The following is a 19,981-nucleotide window of genomic DNA, read 5'->3' as shown; positions in this document are numbered from 1 at the left end:
TCCTCCTGTAAGGACGGTCCGCCTCGGCGCTCGTGACGCCGAAAAGCGGGTCGCTGTGCGGGTGATCAGATCGGGGTGACGCCGTGCCGACGGCGGGAGAAGTGCCGATCCTTCGTACGCGCCGCCGCGAAGCGACGGACCAGCTCGGTGCGCAGGTCGTGTGGTTCGACGATGGCGTCCACCACCAGCTCGCTGGCGAGCCGGACGACGTCGATGTCCTGCTCGTACTCGGCGCGCTTGGCCGCGACGAAGGCGGCCCGCTCGGCCTCGTCCTCGATCGCCGCGATCTTGTTGGCGTAGACCGCGTTCACGGCGGCCTCGGCGCCCATGACCGCGATCTTCGCGCTGGGGAGCGCGATGGTGGCATCCGGCTCGAACCCGGGGCCGGCCATCGCGTAGAGGCCGGCGCCGTACGCCTTGCGCACCACCACGCAGATCTTCGGCACCGTCGCCTCGGAGATCGCGGTGATCATCTTTGCGCCGTGCCGGATGATGCCCTGCTTCTCGACCACGCTGCCGACCATGAACCCGGGTACGTCGCTGAGGAACAGCAGCGGCACGTTGAACGCGTCGCAGAGCTGCACGAACCGGGTGGCCTTGTCGGCCGAGTCGACGAAGAGCACGCCGCCCTTGAACATCGAGTTGTTGCCGACCACACCGACGACCTCGCCGTCGAGGCGACCGAACCCGATGGTCAGCTCCTTGGCCCAGAGCGCCTGGATCTCGAAGAAGGAGCCCTCGTCGAGCAGGCCCTTGACGTACCGCCGCATGTCGAACGCCTGCCGCTCGCTGGCCGGCACCAGCGCGGCCAGGTCGGCCCTGGCGGGGGCGGCGACGGCCGGCGCGGCCGGCGGTGCCTGCGTCCAGTTCGGCGGCAGGTACGACAGGTAGGTCTTCACCACGTCCAGCGCGTCCGCCTCGGTCTTGCAGAGGAAGTGCCCGACGCCGGACTCGGTGGTGTGCACCTTGGCCCCACCCATCGCCTCCAGGGTGGTCTTCTCCCCGGTGACCATCTCGACCATCCGGTCGGAGCCGAGATACATGCTGGCGTTGCCGTCGACCAGGGCGACCACGTCGCAGAACGCCGGAATGTACGCCCCTCCGGCGGCGCTCGGGCCGAACAGCGCGCAGACCTGCGGGATCGAGCCGGAGGCGCGGACCTGGTTCCAGAAGATCTTGCCGGCGCCGCGGCGGCCGGGGAAGAGATCGACCTGGTCGGTGATCCGGGCGCCGGCCGAGTCGACCAGGTAGACCATCGGCACACCGGCGCCGTACGCCCGCTCGATGATCCGGATGATCTTCTCGACGGTGCGGGCGCCCCAGCTGCCGGCCTTGACGGTGGAGTCGTTGGCCATCAGGCAGACCTGTCGGCCGTCGATGGTGGCCGTGCCGGTGACCACGCCGTCGGCGGGCAACCCCTCGGCGAGCGCGTTGGCGTAGAGGCCGTCCTCGACGAACGAGCCCTCGTCGACCAGGAGCGCGACCCGCTCCCGAGCGAAGAGTTTGCCCTTGGCCGCGTTGGCCGCGTGGTACTTGTCCGCACCACCGGACCGGGCCCGCTTGCGCAGCTGCTCCAGTGCCTCACCGTCGAGCGTCACGCCGACCCCCTACTGCCGCCACCCCGGCCGGCTGCCCGTCCGGGCACGCCTACCGACCTAAACGATCGTTAGGCTAACGTACCCGGACGGGTCGCGGCGACCCAACCGCCGGGTACGACAGGCCGGAGGTGGAGCGCCAAGCAGGGGGCCGGAGCGGACGGGATCGGGTCAGACGCGCGGCTTCTTTCCGATCCACTTCTCGTAGAGCGCGTCGTACGCGCCGTCCTGCTTCGCCTTGGCCAGTTCCTCGTTGATCGTCTTGAGCAGTTCCGGGTTGCCGTCCTTCTTCACCGAGATCCCGTACTGCTCGCCGGTGTCGAACTCGGCCGCCACCTCGAAGCCGCCCGGGTTCTCCTTGATGTACTCGGCCCAGACCGGCAGGTCGTTGATGGCGGCCTCGATCTGCCCGGTGGCGAGGGCCTGCTGCTCGGCGGCGAGGTCCTCGAACTCGACGAGCTGGAGGCTCTTCTCCTTCTCGAACTTGCGGGCGTAGTCACGGCCCGTGGTCGCCGCCTGCACGCCGACCTTCCGGCCCTTCAGGTCATCCAGCGACTTGTACGACTTGCCGGTCTTGACCAGCATCGCCTGCGTCGCATCGAAGTAGGGAGCGGAGAAGTCCATCACCTTCTGCCGCTCCTCGGTGATCGTCATGCCCGCGGCGGCGGCGTCACACTTGCCCGTGTTGAGATCCTGACCGGACTTGATCCCCTCGAACGGCGTGTCGACGATCGCCTGCTCGACGCCCAACTTCCTGGCGACCAGATCCATCACGTCGACGTCGAACCCCACCACCTTGCCGCTGGCGTCCTTGGACTGGAACGGCGGGTACGGCAGATGGGTGCAGATGGTCAGGGTGCCCGCCTTGATCAGCTTGACCCCGCTGGTCTGGACCTCACCCTGATCCTTTTTGGCACATCCGGCACTGAGGACAAGCGCACCGACAGTAACAACAAGACCGATGGTTCGGACCGGCTTATAGATATTCACGGCTATGCCCCTTTGTTTCCCTGAAGTAACGGCAGGACAGGGTGATGGCAGAGGGACCGTACCTGATTACCCGGATTGCCGACTAGATCCAAAGGCATTGAGCAGTGGGTCCGCTCAGACGAGGCGGTGACACCCCGAGGTCGTCGATCCCGAGTCGTGAGAATCGTTGACGGCGCTGGGATTTCCCTGCTAGCTGCCGGACTTCAGCGGGTCGGCCCGCACCCCGGCTCGCGCACCCACCGTCGCGGCCGACCAGAGATCATTTCGATGCTGACCGATTTCGACGCTTCGCCCTGTTCGTCGGTGGTAAATTACCACTGTCGATGCATAGACAATTTCAAAAGTTCGCAGTTACGATGCGATGCAGTCAACGGGGACTATCCACCCTGTCCACGGTGCCGCCGCAACGGCATATTGTGAACTGCTCGGGAGAGGTGCCTCCGTGGTGTCCTCAGAAACACCTTGACCGTCACCAGAACAGAGCGCCTGCGCCCCAGTGCTGCCCAGGTCGGCGCTCTCCTCAACGGGCCGGTCCGGCCACGTCCGATCCACCAGACAGTCGCCGACCTCATCGACGAGACGATCCGCCGGCATCCCGACGCCACCGCGATCGTCCATCCCACCGGCACGCTCACCTATCGGGACGTGGATCGGCTGGCCGACGCGGTCACCACCGATCTGCTCGCCGTCGGCGCCCGGCGGGGTGACTTCGTCGCGCTCCTGCTCGACGACCGGGTCGGGCTCCTCGTCGCCATGCTCGGCACCATGCGGTCGGGCGCCGCGTTCGTGCCGTTCGACCGCGCCTGGCCGGCGCTGCGCCAGGTCCGGATGCTCGACGGCCTCAGCCCGGTCGCCACGGTCGGGTCGCCGCCGGAAGGCGCACCCGCCCTGCCGGTGATCGACGTGCGGACGGGGCCGACCACACACCGGAGCCCCGCGCCCGCTACCGACCGTCCCCGGCCGGAAGACCCCATCTACGCCTTCTTCACAAGTGGTTCCACCGGTCTGCCCAAGTGCGCGGTCAACCTGCACCACGGGCTGGTCAACCGCTTCCTGTCCATGACCGAACGATTCGCCGCCGACGGCGCGGTGGTGCTCCAGAACTCCGCGCACACGTTCGACTCGTCGATCTGGCAACTGCTCTGGCCGCTGACCCGCGGGGGCACCGTGGTCATCCCGGACCGCACCGGCATCCTCGACTTCGACGCGACGCTGGCCCAGATCCACCGGCACGGCGTCACCATGACGGACTTCGTCCCCAGCATCTTCGACCTGCTCGTCGAACGCCTCGAGCACCGGCCACAGGACCGGCACCTGCTGGCGTCGATGCGCCAGGTCTTCATCGGTGGCGAAGCCGCGAAACCGCACACGGTCCAGGCCTTCCGACGGATGTTCGCCGACATCCGGGTAACCAACACCTACGGTCCGACCGAGGCGTCGATCGGCTCGGTCTTCCACGCCGTGCACGACGACGACCGCCAGGTCATCCCCCTCGGTCTGCCCCTGCCCAACACCTCGGTGCTGCTCCTCGACGAGGACGGTCAGCCGACACCCCGGGGCGAGATCGGCGAGATTCACCTCGCCGGCGTCTGCCTGGGCGCGGGATACCACGGCGACGCGGAGCGCACCCGACAGGCGTTCGTCCCGAACCCGTACGACGAGGTCGCCGGCGACCTGCTCTACCGCACCGGGGACTTCGGCTGGGTGCGCGAGGACGGCCTGCTGATGTTCAGCGGCCGCCGGGACGCCCAGGTCCAGATCGCCGGGATACGTGTCGACCTGGGCGAGATCGAGCACGCGCTCACCACGCTGCCCGACGTGCACCAGGTGAAGGTGATCGTCGACGAGGCCGGCGCGGCGGCCACGATGGTCTGCTTCTACTCGGCCGAGCGGGCCGTGACCGAGGAGGCACTGCGCGAGCACGCCCGGACCGCGCTGCCCGCCGCGCTGGTACCCGGCAGATTCGTCCGCCTCGCCACCCTGCCGCTGCTCTCCAACGGCAAGGTCGACCAGGAGCGACTGCGCCGCCGACTGGCCGGCGCCGCACCGAGGGCCGCCGACACCGACGCCGCCTACCCGGCGGACAGCGTCGAGGCGCGGATCGCCGAGATCTGGACGCGGGTGCTGGGCTTCAACGCCAACGACGACGACTTCTACTGCCTCGGCGGAACGTCACTCGGCGCCGCCCGGCTCGCGGTGGAGTTCGAACGCGCCTTCGCGATCCGGTTGGACGTACGCGACCTGATCCGTTCCACCACCATCGCGGCACAGGCCGAACTTGTCCGCCGGGGCAGCCCGCTTCCCCCGCCCGTTGTCACGCCACACGAACTGGCCGACGACCTGCGCCTCGGTGAGCTGGGCCGGGTGCGGGTCCGGCGGCCCGACGACCCGGGGGCGATCCTGCTGCTCGGCGCGACCGGCTTCATCGGTTCGCACGTGCTGGCCGCCCTCACCGCGCAGGGTGGTCGACCGGTCGTCTGCCTGGTCCGCGCCACCGACGACGAGGCGGCCCGGCACCGGGTCAGGTCCGCACTGTCGGCCGCCGGCTACGGGCCGGCGGAGCTGACCGGGTGGTCGGCCCGCGCTGGTGACCTCGACAAACCCCACCTCGGACTGGTGGCCGCCGACTGGCGGCGGCTCTGTCGACAGGTCGGCACCATCGTCGACGCCGGCGGTCGGGTCGACACCCTCCGCGACTACGTCGACCTACGGGCCACAAACGTGCACGGCCTGCGTACCCTCATCCACCTCGCCGGCACCCACGTCCGCAAGCGGATCATCTCGCTGTCGACGACCACCGTGCGGCACGCCCCCGGTACACCACTCGCCGAGTCGTTCCTGCCGCCCTGGTCGACGTTGCCACCCGACGGTTACAGCCAGTCCAAGTGGGTCGGTGAGCAACTGCTGCGGGCGGCCAGCGAGCAGGGTGTCCCCGCCGCCGTCGTCCGGCTCGGGGAGGTCGCCGCCCACTCCCGGACCGGCCACGCCAACCCCCGGTCCTCGGTCACCATGATCATGCGGCTCTGCCTACGGCTCGGCGTGCGGCCGCCGACCCGCCTGCACGTGGACTGGACCCCGGTCGACCTGGTCGCCCGGGTGGCCGCCGCGCTGACCGACCCACACCACCCGGTGCCGCCGGGCACCGTGCTGAACGTGGTGGCGCCGACGTCGGTGCCGGTGACCGAACTGCTGTCCCTGCTCCGCGCCGAGGCGGGCGCGCTGCCGGAGGTCCCGTACGACCGGTTCCTCGACCGGGCCGCCGACCTGGTCGGCGATGACGAGACAGCCCGCTGTCTCGCTGTTCTTCGGCCCCGCAGCGCCGCGGCGACCGACGCACTGGCCGGGGTGTGCCACGACGCCCTGGTCGGCACCGACACGGTCCGCGCCGCCCGGCTGGCTCGGGATCTCGGCCTCAACTGGGGCACGAGTCGGGACGTGGGGGTCGACACGATGGTCGACCGCCTCGCGAGGACCTTCCTGTCAGTGAACCGTCCGCACCTGTCCACCGCGACAGTCCAGTGAACCGCGACCTAACGGCCCAGGAGACGCCATGAAGGTGAACCTCTACTACGCCCCGTTCCCCTCGCAGATCTTCCAGGGGGAGGGCGAGCCGATCAACACCGAGCGGCCACTCAACCCGAAGAGCGCACTGACCACCATCGCCGCCGGGCTGCGGGCGTACGCACCGCACTTTGGCTACTCCTGCGACATCGAGATCATCGACCTCCAACTCGGTGGGCAGCGGGTCAAGTACAAGTCCCTGCCGTACGGCCCTCGGATCATGGACTGTTACCGGTACGGCACCCCGTTCGAGGAGGCCGACGAGAAGATCCGCTCGGCCGAGGTGCACGGGATCACCTGCAACTTCACCAACAGCGCGCACATCGTCAGCGACCTCGCGCAGCACATCAAGCGGGTCAACCCGAAGGCCGTCGTCGTCGTGGGCGGTGTCGACTGCACCGCCCGTCCGCAGTACTACCTGTCCCGGGGCGCGGACGTGGTGGTGCGTGGTGAGGGCGAGCTGACCTTCGCCCGGATCATCGACGCGCTCAACCGCAAGCAGGACCTGGGCACCGTGCCGAACATCTCGCTGCAGGGCCGGCTGATCCCCACGAAGGTCGACACCGGCGAGACCATTCCGATGGATTCGATCGAGCCGATGGCCCTCGACCTGATCCCCGACCTGTCGGTCTACACGGACACGGCGGAAGGGCCGCCGCCGGAGGGCGTGCAGGGCAGCTTCATCTGCTGGGAGACGTCCCGCGGCTGCGCGTGGCGGTGCTCGTTCTGCACGGCCCCGTCCCGCGGCGGGTACCGCTACATGAGCCTGCCGACGATGGAGAAGCACCTCAAGACGTTCCAGGAGTACGGCATCAAGACGATCGTGTGGCAGGAGGACAACCCGCTGTCCCGGATCCAACAGAACGGCACCGGCCGCTACCTGTACGACTCCGGGCGCGAAGACGTGCTCGCGATGTTCCACATGTTCCGGGACTACGGCTTCGCCTGGGAGTTCGCCAACGGCATCGAGTTCGGCAAGTTCATGCAGAACGGCAGATTCGACCACGAGCTCGCCGACGCGCTGCTCGGCAGCAAGATGGTCGACGGCCAGTGGGTCGGCTGCTACCGGGTGCAGATCCCGCTGGACAACATGAACGTCAAGAAGCGCCGGTTCCCCAAGCTGCTCGGCTTCGACGAGCAGGTGGACGTCCTGGCCACGATGCTCACCGACCACGGCGTCGGCCACCAGACGTACGACCTGTTCATCGGCTATCCCGAGCACGACCGCGAGGGCATCGACATGTTCACCGACTACTGCCTGCGGTTGAAGGAGGAGCTGACGGCCGTCGGGCAGGGGAAGTACAAGCCGTACTTCAACGTGTTCAACCTGTCGTTGCTGCCGGGAGCCCGGGACTGGACCACCCTGCACTCCCTGCTCCAGTTCGACATCGACGAGAACCCGGAAGTCATCGGGATCTTCCTGTCGGCGATCAACACCGACCACTTCACCTACTGGGACATCTACCAGAAGCGTCTCGAGATGACGACCATGCTCAACGATCGCGAGATGCACCGTCTCTACGACGGCATCTACGCGGGCTGACCAGGAGGTTAGGGCCATGCGTGTCACCCTGTTGTACGCCCCGTACCCCGGGCAGTCGTTCCGCGACGAGGACACCACCATCAGCCCGGTGCGGGTCCGCAACCCCAAGAGCGCACTCGTCACGTTGGCGGCCGGTGCTCGCGCCTACCTGCGCGAGTGGGGGGTCGACGCGGAGTTCAAGATCGTCGACACCCAGGTGGACGACGGCGAACCGCTGCACTACGCCTCGTTCCAGTACGGGCCGCGCACCATCGACTGTCATCGCTACGGCGGCCCGTTCGAGGCGTACGCGGACGAGGCGCGTGCCGCCGACATCATCGGGATCTCCAACAACTTCACCAACTCGGCCCGGGTGGTGGCCGAGTTCGCCACGTTCCTCAAGCAGGTGAACCCGAACGCGCTGATCGTCGGCGGGGGGATGGACGTCACCGCCCGACCGGACTGGTATCTGGCCAACGGCTTCGACGTGGTGATCCAGCTCGAGGGTGAGCTCACCTTCGCCAAGCTGATCCAGGCCCGGGCGACCGGCCAGCCCATCGAGGGGATGGTGATGACGCGGCGGGTCGGCGACGGGCTCGTCATCATGGGTGGCGCCCAGCTCAACCTGGCCGAGCTGCCGCCGATGGCGCTCGACCTGATCGACGACCTGTCGGTGTACGACGACACCGGCGAGGGCCAGCCGCCGATGACCGTGCGGGCCCCGTTCACCTGTTTCGAGACCTCGCGCGGCTGCTACCGGACCTGCTCGTTCTGCGCGACCCCGATGCGTGGGCACTACCGCTACATGAAGCCGGACGTGGTGCGTCGCCACTTCGAGTACCTGAAGTCGATGGGGATCTCGAACATCCTGTTCCAGGAGGACAACACGCTGTCCCGGATCCAGCGCTCGGGGCGGGGGACGCTGCTGCACGACAGCGGGCGGGAGGACACTCTGGAGATCTTCCGGATCGCCCGCGAGATGGAATTCTCCTGGGAGTTCGCCAACGGGCTGGAGTTCGGCAAGTTCCTCGACCTGGGTGAGGTCGACCGGGAGCTGATGGAGACCCTGTTCTGGAACGACACCAGCGGGGACCGCTGGGTCGGCTGCTACCGGGTGCAGATCCCGCTCGAGTACCTCGGTGACGAGCCCACCAAGAAGTTCAACAAGCTGCGCCCCTTCCAGGAGCAGCTCCAGATCGTCACGTCGATGCTGGACCTCGGCGTCCGCTATCTGACCTTCAACATGCTGATCGGGCATGACGACGACGACCAGGCGATGATCGACATGTACCTCGACCGGTGCCTGCAGTTGAAGGCCCGGCTCAACGAGGCGAGCACCGAGGCCACCAACTACTTCAATGTCTTCAACCGGACTCTGCTCCCCGGCACCGCGGACTTCCGGAAGAAGGCGGACCGACTATCGTTCAACATCGAGGAGACGCCGGAAGTGATCAGCGTCTACCTTTCGCCGATGCCGTCGAACCACCTCTCCTACTACGAGCTGTTCGAGCAACGCCTGCGACTCACCGAGGCGTTGAACGGCTCGCTGATCGACCAGTACGACGGCATCTACCGGCCGCGCACGCAGAAGGAGTCCGTCCCCGTTGTCTGAACTGGTGACTGATGTCGCTGGGTGAGGCCGTCGGGCGTTACGCCGCACTATGGCGTACGCCCGGCGTTCCCCGGGTGATGTTGCCCGCGATGCTCGCCCGGCTACCGGTGGCCATCGAACCGCTCGCGATATTCCTGCACATCAGTGCCAAAACCGGTTCCTACACGTCCGGCGCGACGGCCCTCGGCGTCTTCTCGGCGGCGTTGGCCGTCGCCTGGCCGCTGCACGGCCGGCTGATCGACCGACGCGGGCTGCGGGTCGTGCTGCTGACACTGGCGGCGCTGCACGCGGTGGCGCTGGTCGTCTTCCTCGTCGCGAGCAGCGGCCCGACCTGGTTGCTGGTGGCCTCGGTCGCGCCCGTCGCGCTCACCATGGCACCGGTGGGCTCGACCGTCCGCGCGGCCTGGGCGCTGATCCTGCCGCCCGGACCGGCACTGAACACCGCCAACGCCCTGGAGGCGGTGCTGATCGAGGTCTTCTTCGTCATCGGCCCCGCCCTGACCGGCCTGCTGACCGGCGTGTTCAGCGCCCTCACCACGACGCTGCTGGCCGGCGGAATGCTCGTCGTCGGCTCCCTCCTGTACGGCACCGCACCGGCCGTCTCGACGATGCGCAGGGAGGCCGACGACACCGAGCCGGCCGCACCCGACGCTGGACGCAGCGCCGCCCGGGGCGGGCGGAGGCCGTGGCGCATTCCCGGCGTGGTGGCGATCCTGGTGGCCGCCGGCGGGGCGGCCGCGGCGTTCGCCGTACTCGAGGTCACCGTGCCGGCGACCGTGTCGGCGCACGGCGACGCCGCGGCGACCGGCGTGGCACTGCTGTCCCTGCCCCCGGCAGCCAGTGTCCTCGGCGGGCTGGTCTACGGCGCGCGGCACCACACCCGGCTACCGGTCAACCGCTACCTCGTGCTGCTGGCGGTGGCGTTCGCGTGCATGGTGCCGCTGGTCTTCGCCACGTCGGTCCCGGTGCTCGCGGTGTGCCTGTTCCTCGCGGGTCTTCCCCTGGCGGCGCTCAGCTCGGAGGAGTTCGGGCTGCTCGGCAGCCTGGTGCCCAAGACAGTGATCAACGAGTCGTTCGCCCTGGCGGCCACGATGATGGCGGTGGGCAGCGCGGCGGGGACGCTTGCGGCGGGCGCGGTCCTGGGCTGGCTCGGCCCCACCGAGGCGCGGCTGCTGTCCCCGATGGCGGCCCTGATCGCGTTGGCGGCCGTCTTGTCGATGCGGGCTACGCTGAGCGGCGTCGATTCAATGGTCACTGCCGACAGCGGAGCGTGACGGGACAGCGAGGTCGAAGAACGCCCGGGGGGTGGGGATCGCAAAAAGCTGGGGGACACGTGTCCGGAAACGGCGCGGAAGATTACTACGGCCTGCGCAGATGCATCGTGACGGCGCAGGAGGCACTGGACCGACGGTGGGCGGACGACGCGGACGTGGTCGTCGTGCCCGACCCACCCCGGGAGCAATGGGCGAGCCTTCAGGCCGCCGGCTTCCGGATCAAGCCAGGGTGGGTGACCTGGGGGCGACCCACCCCGGCCCGCGCGGAGGACTTCCTCGCCGGGCTCTCCAAGGCGGAGCGCCGCAACTTCCGGGACGTGCGGCGGTACGTCGACACGCAGGGGCTCACCATCGAGGTGCACGCCCGGCTCACCCCGGAGCTGTTCGCCGAGTTCCTCGTCGTGTACGACGCGCAGATCGCCGCCATGCCGCACGGTCTGCCGGCGGCGCACGGGGTCGACGCCACCGAGGCCGGGCTCGCCGACTTCTTCCTCGTCGCGGCGCGCGCCGGTGACGAGTTGATCGCCGGTGTCGTCTGCCGCGTCGCCGCGTCCGACCTGGCCATGCGGATCGCCTTCTCCGCCGCGCGGCCGCAGGTCCGCCAGGCGATGATCAGTCGGGCGCTCTACCTGGCCGCGTTCGAGGAGGCCCGCCGGCGTGACTTCGCCTGGATCTCGCTCGGCACCGACCCCACCCTGTACGGCCACATCGCCCAGGCCGGACTGTTCACCTTCAAGAGCCGACTCGGGTTCGTGCCGGTGCCGCTGCACCACCTCGACCCCAACGACAACGGCTGCGACGAGGCCGAGTTGGTGCTCAACACCGAACGGCTCAGCGAGCCGGCGTTGAGCCTCTGCTACGCCCGGCCACCGGATCGGCGGGGCACCTGGGCGGATCCGCTGCCGATGCGGCTCGACGTACTCAGCCCGGCGCACGGCCTCGACCTGCGCCCGTACCGGGCTTCCTTCGTCACGGAGGCGTCGTGACTCCACCGGGCGTCGGGGCGGCCGCGGGCGAGGTGGTCGTGATCGTCGACCCGTTCTCGACCGGCGCGCTGCTGGCACCCGCCTTCAACAGGCAGGGTCGGCGCTGCGTCGCGGTCCTCACCGGCACCATCAACGAGCGGTACGCCGCCGGTCTGCGGCGCGACGACTTCCTGACCGTGCTGACCGTGCGCGGCGAGTCCCCGCAGGCCCTCGGGGCGGCCGCCGAGATGCTCGCACCGATGCGTCCGGTCGAGGTGATCGCGGGCAGCGAGTGGGGCGTCAACGTGGCCGACGACCTCGCGGAGCTGCTGGGGCTGCCCGGCAACGTCCGCTCGGCCGACCGTCCCCGGCGGGAGAAGCCCGCGATGATGAACGCGGTCTCCGGCGCGGGGTTGCGGGTGCCGCTCGGCGCGAAGGTGGGCAGCGTCGAGGAGCTGGACGACTGGCTCGCGACCAGCCGGGTGTTGCCGGTGGTGGTCAAGCCGGCCGCCAGCGCCGGCTCGGAAGGGGTGTACTTCTGCACGGACGAGGCCCAGGCGCGGGCGGCGACCGCGAAGCTGCTCGGCGCGACGAACGCCATGGGCCAGCCGAACGACTCGTTGCTGGTGCAGGAGCAGCTCGTCGGCCAGCAGTACTTCGTCAACAGCGTGAGCCTCGACGGCCGCCACCACATCCATGAGATCTGGCGCGACGACCGCTTCTTCATCGACGGCCGCCCGGTGTACGACAGGCAGGTCCTGCTGGACGGGACCGGTGCGATCGAAGGTGTGCTCCGCCCGTTCGTCGAGGGGGTGCTGGACGCGCTCGGTGTGCGTACCGGCCCTGCGCACACGGAACTCCTGGTCGACGACCGGGGGCCGGTCCTGATCGAGTCCGGGGCGCGGCTGGAGGGAGGCGTCACCCCGGCCGGGCCTGAGCGGGCGACCGGGGTGAGTCAGTTGTCGCTGACCGTCGAGCGGTACACCGACCCGGACCGCTTCGCCCGGCGGATCGGCGCCGGCTACCAGCGGCAGCGGGCCCTGATGGTCATCTGTCTGGTGGCGCCCCACGACGGCACGGTCGGCGAGGGCGCGGCGCAGCGACTGGCCGAGATTCCCTCGGTCTTCTGCGGGTCGGCGTTGGATCTGCTGCCCGGGACCCCGGTGCACCGGACCATCGACCTGTTCACCTCGCCCGGCCATCTCTACCTGATCGCGGATGACCCGGGCCGGCTGGAGGACGACTACCAGCGGATTCGTGCCCTCGAACAGAAGGACCTGTACGAGTACAGATAAGGGGTAGATCTTCGTTGGGTGGGCGATATCCTGAGCGCTGATCTCCCGAATGAGGATTTTATGGATGAGTTCACCTATCGCGACGGTTCCCTCTGGTGTGAAGGAGTGTCGCTGACCTCGGTGGCCGAGCGGTACGGCACACCCACATACGTCTACTCCGCGAGCACCCTGATTGATCACTACCGCCGATTCGCCAAGGCCTTCGACGCGGTCAGCCCATTGGTCTGCTTCTCCGCGAAAGCGCTGGGCAACGTCCACCTGCTCAGGCTGCTGGGCCGGGAGGGCGCCGGCATCGACGCGGTCAGCGGGGGCGAGCTGCACCGGGCGGTGGTGGCGGGGATCGACCCCGAGCGGACGGTGCTCGCCGGGGTGGGCAAGTCCGAGGCCGAGCTTCGGGAGGCGGTCCGCCGCAACATCCGCTGCATCAACGTCGAGTCCGAGGCGGAGGTCGAGCTGCTGTCACGGATCGCCCGTGCGGAGGGCGTGCGTCCTCGGCTGGCGATCCGGGTCAACCCCGATGTCGCGCCTGACCAGCGCACCCCGGCCCGGACGACCACCGGCACCCGGGGCGGCAAGTTCGGTGTCGACATCGAGCGGGCCGGTGCGCTGTTCGCGCGTGCCGCCGCCGACGAGGCGCTGCGGATCGAGGGCTTCCACATCCATCTGGGCAGCCCGATCTTCGACCCGCAGGTCTACGCCATCGCCCTGGACCGGCTGCTCGCCCTGGTCGCCCGGCTGGAGGCGGCCGGGCACCGGATCACGACGCTCAACCTGGGTGGCGGTTTTCCGGCCGAATACATCGATCGCACGGCACCGAGCTGGGACGATTTCGCCGAAGTGATCGTGCACCGGCTCACCGCGTTCACCCGGCAGGGCGGTCAGGTCATATTCGAGCCGGGCCGCACCATCGCCGCCAATGCCGGAATTCTGCTCAGCACGGTCCGCTATCTCAAGCAGGCCGGTGACCAGCAACTCGCCGTGATCGACGCCGGCATGACGCACATCGCCCGCGCGGCGATGTACGACAGCTACCACTTCATGTGGCCGGTGCAGCCATCCGCGGAGGCGATCCCCAGTTCCCGCGACGTGTCCGGCATCGAGGGTCTGACGACGTACGACGTGGTGGGCCCGATCTGCGAGTCGAGCGACTACCTGGCCCGGGGCCGGTCGTTGCCGGCGTTGAAGGCCGGCGACCACTTCGCGATCTTCACGGCTGGCGCCTACGGCATGTCGATGACCAGCAACTACAACAGCCAGTTGCGCCCCGCCGAGGTGCTGGTACACGGCGACCAGGTCTCGTTGATCCGGCGACGGGAGACATACGACGACCTGGTGGCGCTGGAGTTGCTCGACGACGGTAGCGACCGGGACGGCTGATGAGGGACGACGTGTCGGTCACGGCCCTGCGGTCAGTCCGCGAGATCGGCGAGCAGGTGTGGAACGGCCTCGCCGAGGGTGAGGGGTTCTACCTCGGTTACCCGTGGATGGCCTGGGCCGAGACCGACCCGTCGTTCGTCACCACCTATCTGGTGGCCCGGGACGCCACGGGTGCCACCGTGGCGGCGGTGGCGACCTATCTCTGGGCCGGCGCGAGCGTGCCGTCGATGAACCTGGCGTACAGCCCGGGTCACATCGCCGAGGAAAATCTGGAGCGGCCGCTGTCGCCCGAGGAGCACGCGGCCTTCCTGCCCGCGTTGCTCGTGGGTTCGCGGGCCGGCTATCACGGCGCTGTCGCGATCTCCAAGGAGTTGACCGGCGACCGGCGGGACGCCGTGCTGACCGCGCTCTTCACCGAGGTGGAGGCGCTCGCCGTGCGGCTCGGGGCGGCCAGTGTCGCGCTGCTCTACACCCCTGCGGAGCACGTGGCCGCGTACCAGGCGGCCTGGCACCGGGCGGTCGGCCCGGCCGGCCGCGGTCCGGTGGCGGCGATGCTGTCGGCCGAGGCGGTGTTGCCCGCCCCGGGCGGCGAGGTTTCCGACCGGGCCGCCGAGGCGGCGGACCGGCGGGAGTGGCGACGCGAACGCCGGCGGTACGACGACGCCGTGGACCGGATGGAGACGGTCCGGCTCTCCGAGTGCGTGGACGTGATCGCGCCGCTGCTCGGCGCGACCCAGCGCAAGTACGGCGGCCCGGACACAGACGCCGACATGCACCGCTACTTCGCGTCCCAGGTGCCGGCGCTGGACGCGTACAGCCTGGTGCTCCTGGAATTCGCCGGCGACGACGTGGTCGGGTTCAGCCTCAACTACCTGTGGCCCGACGGGGTGTACGTCCGCGCGGCCGGCTTCGACCAGCTGGCGGCCGCGTACTCGTACTTCAACCTGACCATGTACCGCCCGCGGGGTCTGGCGGCGGAGCGCGGCCTGCCCCTGGTGCACCTCGGTGCCGGTACCTACGGCGCCAAGCGCGCCCGGGGTGCCGAGCCGAGGTGGACGGCAAGCCTGGTCCGACCTCCGGTGGACATCCCCGACGAGCTGGCGCGCGCCTTCGCGATCGACGGTTCGGACTACCGGCAGGCGGTGCGCACCTGGGGCGGTCCCGTCCCCACCATCCCCTCACAGCAGGAAGGTGACCATGCACTATCGCAGGTTCGGTCGGCTGGGCTGGCAGGTCAGTGAGATCTCGTACGGCATGTGGGGGGTCGGCGGCGGCCTCCACGGCTGGACCGGTGTCGAGGACGACGAGAAGTTCGCCGCCCTCCAGCGGGCCGTCGACCTGGGCTGCAACTTCTTCGACACGGCCTGGGTGTACGGGCGCGGGCACAGCGAGCAGGTGCTCGGCGACCTGGTGCGGGCCAACCCCGGCACCCGCCTGTACGTGACCACGAAGGTGCCGCCGAAGGACATGCGGTGGCCGTCGACCCGGGACTCCACCCTCGATGACGTCTTCCCTCCGGAGCACATCGAGGAGTACGTGCACAAGAGCCTGGACAATCTCGGGCTGGAGTCGATCGACCTGCTGCAACTGCACGTCTGGGAGGATTCCTGGACGGACGACCCGCGCTGGCGGGACACGCTCACCGGGCTGCGGGACGCGGGCCTGATCGGCGGAATCGGCATCTCGGTCAACCGTTGGGAGGCGTGGAACGGCGTACGGGCGATCGAGACCGGGCTGATCGATGCCGTCCAGGTCATCTACAACATCTTCGACCAGGATCCCGAGGACGAGTTGTTTCCGGTGGCCACGGCACACGACGTCGCGGTCATCGCCCGGGTTCCGTTCGACGAGGGCACCCTGACCGGCACGTTGACCCTGGAGTCGACGTGGCCGGAGGGGGACTGGCGCAACTCGTACTTCGTGCCGGAGAACCTGGCCGAGAGTGTCGCCCGGGCCCAGGCGCTGAGCGAGGATTTGCCGCCCGGGATGCCCATGCCGGAGGCGGCGCTGCGCTTCATCCTGGCGGACCCCCGGGTCTGCACCACCATCCCCGGGATGCGACGGATCGCGCACGTCGAGAGCAACATCGCGGTGAGCGACGGGAAACCGCTGGAGCCGGAGGTGCTGGCGACGCTGCGTCGGCACCGCTGGTCCCGTCAGCCGACCTGGTGGTCGCAGTAGCGGCACTGATCCGGATGGGCGCTGACCAGGGGTCGGCGAAACAGGGCATTGATATTTACAGATGTCTATGGCTAGGCTCCTGGCACCCCCTTCCAGATCGGAGTCAGCGATGACCTCACGACTCAGCCGAATCGCGGTAGCGATGCTCGCGACCGTAGGCGCCACCCTCGCCGTCACGGTCGCCAACCCGGCACCCGCGTCGGCCGCGATGACCATCTGCTACAACACCAGCCAGGCAGGCAGCTACGCCGGCACCGCCAACCAGGCCGCGTCGATCTGGAACAACGCCACAGTCAACCTGACGCTCTCCGCTAACTGCGGCTCCAACCTGCGGATCTACCGAATCACCGGCGGCGGCTCCTACGCCGTGCGGACCAGCCTCGGCAACGGCCGGGTCTACATCGACACCCAGCAGGCCGCGCAGTACAGCGTGCTGCGGATCATGACCCACGAGATCGGGCACATCCTCGGCCTGCCGGACAACTACAACGGCAACTGCGCCCTCCTGATGTCCGGCGGCAGCGCCGGCACCGGCTGCACCAACCCGTACCCGAGCAGCGCCGAGGCGAACCGGGTCAGCAACCTCTTCGCCGGCACCCGCATCGCCACCGAGCGCAGCACGGACAGCGCCGGGGCGGACATCTTCCGGGACAGCTGGCCGAGCGTGCTCACCCCGGTGAGCTGATCGACCAGGCACGTCAGAGGGGCCGGCCTCGGGGCCGGCCCCCTCTCCTGTTTCCGGACGGTCAGCTCGGCAGCGGCGTCAGCCGGGTACGCGGACCGGCCCGCAGCACGCCGGACGGCAGCTTCTTGCCGAGCAACTCCTCGGCCAACTCCGCCACCTCGATCAGGGCGGCCAGGTCGATGCCGGTGTCGATGCCCATGTCGTGCAGCATGTGCACGGCCTCCTCGGTGGCCAGGTTGCCGCTCGCCCCCGGCGCGTACGGGCAACCACCGAGGCCACCGACGCTGGCGTCGAACTCGGTCACCCCCAGCTCCAGGGCGGTCAGCAGGTTGGCCAACGCCGTACCCCGGGTGTTGTGGAAGTGCAGCAGCACCGGCACGTGCGCGTTGCGGTCGCGTACCGCGGTGAGCAGCTCGCGAACCCGACGCGGAGTGCCCATTCCGGTGGTGTCACCGAACGCCACCCGGTCCGCGCCGTCGCGGACCACCCGGTCGACGATGCCGGCCACCCGCCGCGGGTCGATGTCCCCCTCGTACGGGCAGCCGAAGCTGGTCGCCACGATCACCTCGACCCGCGCGGACGCCCCGTGCAGCAGGTCGATCAACTCGGCGATGTCGTCGAGCGACTCGTCGGTGGATCGGTTGACGTTGCGCCGGTTGTGCGTGTCACTGGCCGAGACCACCACCTCGATCTCGGTGAAGCCGGCCGCGAGAGCCCGCTGGGCGCCCCGGGTGTTCGGCACCAGCGCGGAGTAACGCACCCCGTCGGCCTTCACCGCCCGCTGCCACACCTGGTCGGCGTCGGCCATCTGCGGGATCGCCTTGGGGTGCACGAACGACACCGCCTCGATCCGGCGGACGCCGGTGGCGGAGAGCGCGTCGAGCAGCCGCACCTTGGCGTCGGTCGGGATCGGGTCCTCGTTCTGCAACCCGTCCCGTGGCCCGACCTCACGAATGGAGACGGAATCTGGCAGTTGACTCATCGGTCACCTCGCTGTGACGTCGGATCGGGACAACATGTCGGCCGCTTTGCTCTGCTTACCTACACGCAACGGTTACTGTCTGTCACCCAGGCAACCGCTGGTGCGTATAGGTAAGCAGAGCAAAGGGCCGGCGAACCAGTCTTGCCGCCCCAGCCGGACAACGGCCTGCCCGGTCAGCGCGTGCGGGAGACGATGCCGGTGCCGTAGTCGCCGGAGAGGCTGGGCGATGGCTACCCGCTCAGGTGGCCCTTCCAGCCAGCACCTGATCACCCTTCGGGGGATGAATCAGGCCAGAAGGATGTCATCGCCGGCTCCGCCATGGAACTGCGGGCGGCAGGGTGGCTACGTTGGTGCCGGCGTGACGGGCGGGGCCGGCCAACGGCTCGGCCCCGCCCGTCAGGGCGCCTCCGGTGGTCAGCGCTGCGACGGTCCTTCCAAGAGCTCCGCAGCGCATCGGAGTGCGGTCGAGAGGGCGCCGGCGCACGCGGCGGCGCCCTCTCGACCCACGAGCAGGGCAATCACCACGGCGCCATCGGTGCCGAGCGATGCCTTCCGCAGAATGCGGACCGCCCGCGGAGCCCCACTCGGCCAGTCTGCACCAATACCGTTCATCCCTCTTCCTCCGGCAATCAGCCCGCAATTACGGCGCGGTTAACGTCGATGGAAGTTCCACGACTGCTTCCACGATCAACTACCAATCCCGGATCGGGCGTTGGACGTTTCCATCTCCCTGGAAACGACCGGACCCGATGAACATGACGATCTTGTGACCGGGTTGCCGCAGGACTACCCGGCCAACCCGGCAGATGGCCGGGATGCGACCACGACCCGGCCAAATTGGTCTGGCGTAAGGGCTGAACGCAGGCTCATCCTGACAACCCGGCCAGCCACCCGGCCAGAATCTGACTTGCGACACAGCCTCAGACACCCGTTTGCTTGATCCGAGGCGGTACAAATGTTGATCCCGGCGTCACGTGAGCTCATGGAAGGACCCGCGTGGCGCGGTTTGCGGGGATGCCATGACCACCGGATTGAAAGGAGCGATGTGAACGCCGAGGAACAAGTGCCACTCTCAGCAGAACGCACCCAAAGACACCGACTGGTCCCGCGGTCGACGCTCGAATCGCAATATCGCCAGCGATATCACAACCCCGCCGTGTCGGCGTACGCGCTGGCGGTCCGCCAGATCGTGGAGACCTGCCCCGAGATCGGGCCGATCGACACCTGGCAGAGACTGGCGGACCGGATCTACACAACCCAGTCCGATCCCGACCGAGCCAGTCGGAGCAGGAAACAGTCCCTTCTGCGCAAGAAGCTGTCGCGACACTTCACCGCCGAGAGCAAGGGGCCGCCCTGGCAGACGGTGATGCTGGTGGTGAAGCACGCTCTGCCGCCGGAACTCCGACGGCAGTGGCTGGCCGAGCTCGCCGAGTTGTACGAACTGGCCCGCGGCGAGAGGCCGCCGAATGGCGTTCGCGACGAACGCGCCGAGGACAGGGCCGAGGTGCGGGACGGCCGCGATCTCGAACGGTGCCTGCGCGAGAAGATCGCCGACCTGGAACGAGAGTGTCTCGACCTCCGGGTCGAAGTCAGCGAGTTGCGGGCCGCCCAGACGGCTCGCCCCCTCGGCCCCACCTCAGACGATCTGCCTCGACAGCGCGAGCCGTTGAGCGGCTCGTCGAGCCCGACGCCCAACACCAGGCACTTCCCGCCCAGCCAGGCCAGGGCCGCTGGTCCGGCCCCGAGCCACTACCGGGCACCGCGGCTGGACACAGGTTCCCCCGGCCTACCCGGGCAGAACAGGGGAGAGCTGCCCCGCCTGGTCGACCAGCCCTGGCACCCCCGACAACCACAACTCGACACTCCACACAATCTGCGCCAACACCCGTAGCCCTCTCGGTCAGTAACGGTGATCAAGAGGTTGCCTCAGGATTCCGGTCTC

General features: G+C 68.9%; 14 protein-coding genes. 11 read left to right on the top strand and 3 right to left on the bottom strand.

Features of this window, described 5'->3' with window-relative positions:
* Positions 1 to 65: 65 nt before the first annotated feature.
* Positions 66 to 1,598: an acyl-CoA carboxylase subunit beta gene (locus AB0C25_RS29440; RefSeq protein ID WP_357377336.1), complete on the bottom strand. Its 1,533-nt coding sequence runs from the start codon at positions 1,596 to 1,598 to the stop codon at positions 66 to 68.
* Positions 1,599 to 1,766: 168 nt separating this feature from the next.
* Positions 1,767 to 2,585, bottom strand: coding sequence for a basic amino acid ABC transporter substrate-binding protein (locus AB0C25_RS29435; protein ID WP_357377335.1), 819 nt, complete (start codon positions 2,583 to 2,585; stop codon positions 1,767 to 1,769).
* A 462-nt stretch (positions 2,586 to 3,047) separates the two neighbouring features.
* Between AB0C25_RS29435 and AB0C25_RS29430 the strand changes: the two genes are divergently transcribed.
* The 10 genes from AB0C25_RS29430 to AB0C25_RS29385 all read left to right on the top strand — a co-directional run bounded on the left by AB0C25_RS29430 (position 3,048) and on the right by AB0C25_RS29385 (position 17,057).
* Positions 3,048 to 6,107 carry an amino acid adenylation domain-containing protein gene (locus tag AB0C25_RS29430; RefSeq protein WP_357377334.1) on the top strand — a complete coding sequence of 1,020 codons (3,060 nt, stop codon included), beginning with the start codon at positions 3,048 to 3,050 and terminating at the stop codon, positions 6,105 to 6,107.
* Between the two features lie 28 nt (positions 6,108 to 6,135).
* Complete coding sequence (locus tag AB0C25_RS29425) at positions 6,136 to 7,689, top strand: cobalamin-dependent protein (RefSeq protein ID WP_357377333.1); 1,554 nt, start codon at positions 6,136 to 6,138, stop codon at positions 7,687 to 7,689.
* Between the two features lie 16 nt (positions 7,690 to 7,705).
* Positions 7,706 to 9,280 (top strand): cobalamin-dependent protein, encoded by a 1,575-nt coding sequence (locus tag AB0C25_RS29420; protein WP_357377332.1) that lies wholly within the window; start codon positions 7,706 to 7,708, stop codon positions 9,278 to 9,280.
* 11 nt (positions 9,281 to 9,291) lie between these two features.
* Positions 9,292 to 10,554: an MFS transporter gene (locus AB0C25_RS29415; RefSeq protein ID WP_357377331.1), complete on the top strand. Its 1,263-nt coding sequence runs from the start codon at positions 9,292 to 9,294 to the stop codon at positions 10,552 to 10,554.
* Positions 10,555 to 10,613: 59 nt separating this feature from the next.
* Positions 10,614 to 11,540, top strand: coding sequence for a GNAT family N-acetyltransferase (locus AB0C25_RS29410; protein WP_357377330.1), 927 nt, complete (start codon positions 10,614 to 10,616; stop codon positions 11,538 to 11,540).
* A complete protein-coding gene (locus AB0C25_RS29405) occupies positions 11,537 to 12,814 on the top strand; it encodes an ATP-grasp domain-containing protein (RefSeq protein ID WP_357377329.1) in 1,278 nt (425 codons plus the stop codon). Before AB0C25_RS29410 ends, AB0C25_RS29405 begins: the two co-directional genes overlap by 4 nt.
* A gap of 60 nt (positions 12,815 to 12,874) precedes the next feature.
* On the top strand, positions 12,875 to 14,191 hold the full coding sequence (gene lysA, locus AB0C25_RS29400) for a diaminopimelate decarboxylase (RefSeq protein WP_357377328.1): 1,317 nt from the start codon (positions 12,875 to 12,877) through the stop codon (positions 14,189 to 14,191).
* Positions 14,191 to 15,432 carry a GNAT family N-acetyltransferase gene (locus AB0C25_RS29395; protein ID WP_357377327.1) on the top strand — a complete coding sequence of 414 codons (1,242 nt, stop codon included), beginning with the start codon at positions 14,191 to 14,193 and terminating at the stop codon, positions 15,430 to 15,432. The genes lysA and AB0C25_RS29395 overlap by 1 nt, the downstream gene beginning before the upstream one ends.
* Entirely contained in the window at positions 15,389 to 16,372 is a 984-nt protein-coding gene (locus AB0C25_RS29390) for an aldo/keto reductase (protein ID WP_357377326.1), read from the top strand. The genes AB0C25_RS29395 and AB0C25_RS29390 overlap by 44 nt, the downstream gene beginning before the upstream one ends.
* 109 nt (positions 16,373 to 16,481) lie before the next feature.
* Complete coding sequence (locus AB0C25_RS29385) at positions 16,482 to 17,057, top strand: snapalysin family zinc-dependent metalloprotease (RefSeq protein WP_357377325.1); 576 nt, start codon at positions 16,482 to 16,484, stop codon at positions 17,055 to 17,057.
* 61 nt (positions 17,058 to 17,118) lie between these two features.
* On the opposite strand, the gene AB0C25_RS29380 is transcribed toward AB0C25_RS29385, so the two are convergent.
* Positions 17,119 to 18,039, bottom strand: coding sequence for a hydroxymethylglutaryl-CoA lyase (locus AB0C25_RS29380; protein ID WP_357377324.1), 921 nt, complete (start codon positions 18,037 to 18,039; stop codon positions 17,119 to 17,121).
* Positions 18,040 to 19,195: 1,156 nt separating this feature from the next.
* Between AB0C25_RS29380 and AB0C25_RS29375 the strand changes: the two genes are divergently transcribed.
* Positions 19,196 to 19,930 (top strand): hypothetical protein, encoded by a 735-nt coding sequence (locus AB0C25_RS29375; RefSeq protein ID WP_357377323.1) that lies wholly within the window; start codon positions 19,196 to 19,198, stop codon positions 19,928 to 19,930.
* Positions 19,931 to 19,981 lie beyond the last annotated feature (51 nt).

Source organism: Micromonospora sp. NPDC048839 (assembly GCF_040649915.1).
Lineage (GTDB): Bacteria > Actinomycetota > Actinomycetes > Mycobacteriales > Micromonosporaceae > Micromonospora.
This window is presented reverse-complemented; position numbering and strand designations above follow the sequence as displayed.